The organism is Pseudomonas sp. R62 (assembly GCF_000257605.1).
Taxonomy (GTDB): domain Bacteria; phylum Pseudomonadota; class Gammaproteobacteria; order Pseudomonadales; family Pseudomonadaceae; genus Aquipseudomonas; species Aquipseudomonas atacamensis.
This window is the reverse complement of record NZ_AHZM01000812.1, coordinates 1-2,613: the sequence shown is the minus strand read 5'-3', so window position 1 is coordinate 2,613 and position 2,613 is coordinate 1. Positions and strand designations below refer to the sequence as shown.

Genomic DNA, 2,613 nt, shown 5'->3' with positions numbered 1-2,613 from the left:
GGTCTGCAACAACCCGTCGTATCGCAAGCTGATGGCCAAAGGCGCGATCATGCGTTACGACTTCACCGAAGTGAAAACCAACAAAGCGATCGGTTCGGCCAGCTATCAGGAATCCGATTGCCCGAAAGCCGCGCCAGCAAAGAAGAAGTAATCAGCGCGAAGCCTTGGCGCGCCGCTGTTCATCCTCGGCGCGCAGTTCCGCCACTAGCGCCTGCAGATAGCGCGAGCGGCGTTCGCCGCCGGCCAATCGTCGGCAGCACTCTTCTTCGAGACTCAATTGATGCGTCTCGGCCGACTCCTGCAACATTCGATACAGCTGAGTATCGATCTCCAGAACCACTCTGACCATGCATCCCGCCTCCTTGCCACCCACGAATCCTTGAATTGCCTAGCCTTGCGCAAGCGCAAGGTTGTCTTACGACGTCTGTATTTGAGTAAATCAGAGTGATGGCCCTTTGCGACACGTTCAGACGAGCGGCGACGCTTTGGCGCAAATCAGTAAGCGGTTGCCAGGCAAAACGTTACAGCGCACTGTTCAAGTCAGCGTGAATGCGTGCGAGGGTCTAGATTGAGAGTATTCCCGATCATTCGTTAACGGCAGAAATGGAACTGCCGGCCCTGTGTGTTTTTGCAGTGCGGCCCGGACGCTGGTTGTCCGGGCTACCCGCTCTGTACAGAAGGAGACGTTGAATGCCTTATCAACCGAATGACCTCTTGAGCCGTCATTTTCAAGAAAGCGGCGACCTCATCAGCCAGATCGAAGCCCAACTCAACCGTGTTTCCACCGACAGCCCGAACATCCCCATCTACCGCGACATGATCCTGACCGTGCTGCGCATGGCTCAGGAAGACCACAACCGCTGGAACGCCAAGATCACCCTGCAAGCCCTGCGTGAACTGGAGCAGGCGTTTCGCGTGCTTGAGCAATTCAAGGGCCGGCGCAAAGTCACCGTGTTCGGCTCGGCACGCACGCCAGTTGAACATCCGCTATACGCGATGGCCCGCGAACTCGGCGCAGCGCTGACGCGTGCAGAGATGATGGTCATCACCGGCGCCGGCGGCGGCATCATGGCCGCCGCCCACGAAGGAGCCGGTCGAGATCACAGCTTGGGTTTCAACATCACCCTGCCCTTCGAACAACATGCCAACCCCACCGTCGACGGCACCGACAATCTGTTGCCATTCCACTTTTTCTTCACCCGCAAACTGTTCTTCGTCAAAGAGGCAGACGCGCTGGTACTGTGCCCGGGCGGGTTTGGCACCCTTGATGAAGCGCTGGAAGTGCTGACACTGATTCAGACCGGCAAAAGCCCATTGGTGCCGGTGGTGTTGCTGGATGTTCCGGGCGGTACCTTCTGGCAAGGTGCGCTGGACTTCATTCGCAGTCAGCTGGAAGAAAACCGCTATATCCTGCCGACGGATATGAAGTTGATGCGCCTGGTTTACAGCGTTGAAGAAGCGGTGGAGGAGATCAATCAGTTCTATAGCAACTTCCACTCCAGTCGCTGGCTCAAGCGGCAGTTTGTGATTCGCATGAACCACAAGCTCAGCGACCAGGCACTGACGCAGATGCAGGAAGAGTTCGCCGACCTGTGCCTGAGCGACGAGTTTCATCAACACGCCTACAGCGGTGAAGAACACGACGATGCACAGTTCAGCCATCTGGCACGGCTGGCGTTTGCCTTCAATGGCCGTACCCATGGTCGTCTGAGGGAGTTGGTGGACTTTATCAATCTGCCGGAAAACTGGGCCGATTCGAAACCGCCCACTGCACAACGCTCACTCGAGCCTTTCAACGTGATTTGAAGGCAAAAAAAGGCCCGCTATTTTTTAAAAAATAGCGGGCCTTTTTTGTTGAATCGGTCTAATCGTCCATCCCTCGACCGCTGAACAAGCGGTTGATCATCTCCATCGAGAACCCCCGATACGCCAGAAACCGGCCTTGCTTGGCCCGTTCTTTCGCATCAATCGGTAAATGCCCGGAGAACTTGCGTTGCCACGTATCCTGAAGCTGCGCCTGCCAGTTGATACCGCTTTCGCGCAGGGCGATTTCGATATCGGTACGTTGCAAACCCCGCTGGCTGAGTTCCTCGCGAATTCGCAGAGGGCCATAGCCGGAACGGGCGCGGTAGGAGACAAAACTTTCAAGGTAACGGGCTTCGGAAAGCAGCCCCTCTTCCGTCAAACGGTCGAGGGCTGTTTCGATCAGCTCCGCCTCGGCGCCGCGCTGACGCAGCTTACGCGTCAATTCGACTCGACCATGCTCGCGACGTGCCAGCAGGTCCAGGGCGGTTCGCCGCACCGCGACGAGGGTATCCAGTACGGCGGTGGTCATCGTTGGTATCAGAGGTCAGCGTCGGCCAGGTCGTCTTCGGTCTCTTTGACCGCCGAGGCCTTGGAGTCCGCGATCACCGCTGGCGACAGCAGCTTGTCACGCAGCTGCTTCTCGAGCTTCGCGGCAATTTCCGGGTTGTCCGCCAGGAACTTGGCCGAGTTGGCCTTGCCCTGACCGATCTTGGTGCCTTCGTAGGCGTACCAGGCGCCGGACTTCTCGACAAAACCGTGCAGCACACCCAGGTCGATCATCTCGCCGTTGAGGTAGATGCCTTTGCC

4 protein-coding genes and 1 pseudogene are annotated in these 2,613 nt (G+C 57.6%); 2 read left to right on the top strand and 3 right to left on the bottom strand.

Annotated features, from left to right (window positions below; translation table 11 throughout):
• The coding region (locus OQK_RS29650) for a PA3611 family quorum-sensing-regulated virulence factor (protein WP_016770570.1) at positions 1–151 on the top strand (151 nt) is incomplete at its 5' end.
• Here OQK_RS29650 and OQK_RS00135 read toward each other — a convergent pair.
• Positions 152–349, bottom strand: a complete 198-nt coding sequence (locus OQK_RS00135) for a hypothetical protein (RefSeq protein ID WP_016770569.1) — start codon at positions 347–349, stop codon at positions 152–154. It lies immediately after the preceding gene.
• 341 nt (positions 350–690) lie between these two features.
• Here OQK_RS00135 and OQK_RS00130 point away from each other — a divergent pair, with 341 nt between their 5' ends.
• Entirely contained in the window at positions 691–1,806 is a 1,116-nt protein-coding gene (locus OQK_RS00130) for a TIGR00730 family Rossman fold protein (RefSeq protein ID WP_016770568.1), read from the top strand.
• 58 nt (positions 1,807–1,864) lie between these two features.
• On the opposite strand, the gene recX is transcribed toward OQK_RS00130, so the two are convergent.
• Positions 1,865–2,335: a recombination regulator RecX gene (gene recX, locus OQK_RS00125; protein ID WP_016770567.1), complete on the bottom strand. Its 471-nt coding sequence runs from the start codon at positions 2,333–2,335 to the stop codon at positions 1,865–1,867.
• Positions 2,336–2,343: 8 nt separating this feature from the next.
• Positions 2,344–2,613: pseudogene (locus tag OQK_RS00120) on the bottom strand (recombinase RecA); the annotation flags it as partial.

Coding starts and splice junctions, on each gene's coding strand:
- OQK_RS00135 (WP_016770569.1), bottom strand. CDS start 349: ATGGTCAGAGTGGTTCTGGAGATCGATACTCAGCTGTATCGAATGTTG.
- OQK_RS00130 (WP_016770568.1), top strand. CDS start 691: ATGCCTTATCAACCGAATGACCTCTTGAGCCGTCATTTTCAAGAAAGC.
- recX (WP_016770567.1), bottom strand. CDS start 2,335: ATGACCACCGCCGTACTGGATACCCTCGTCGCGGTGCGGCGAACCGCC.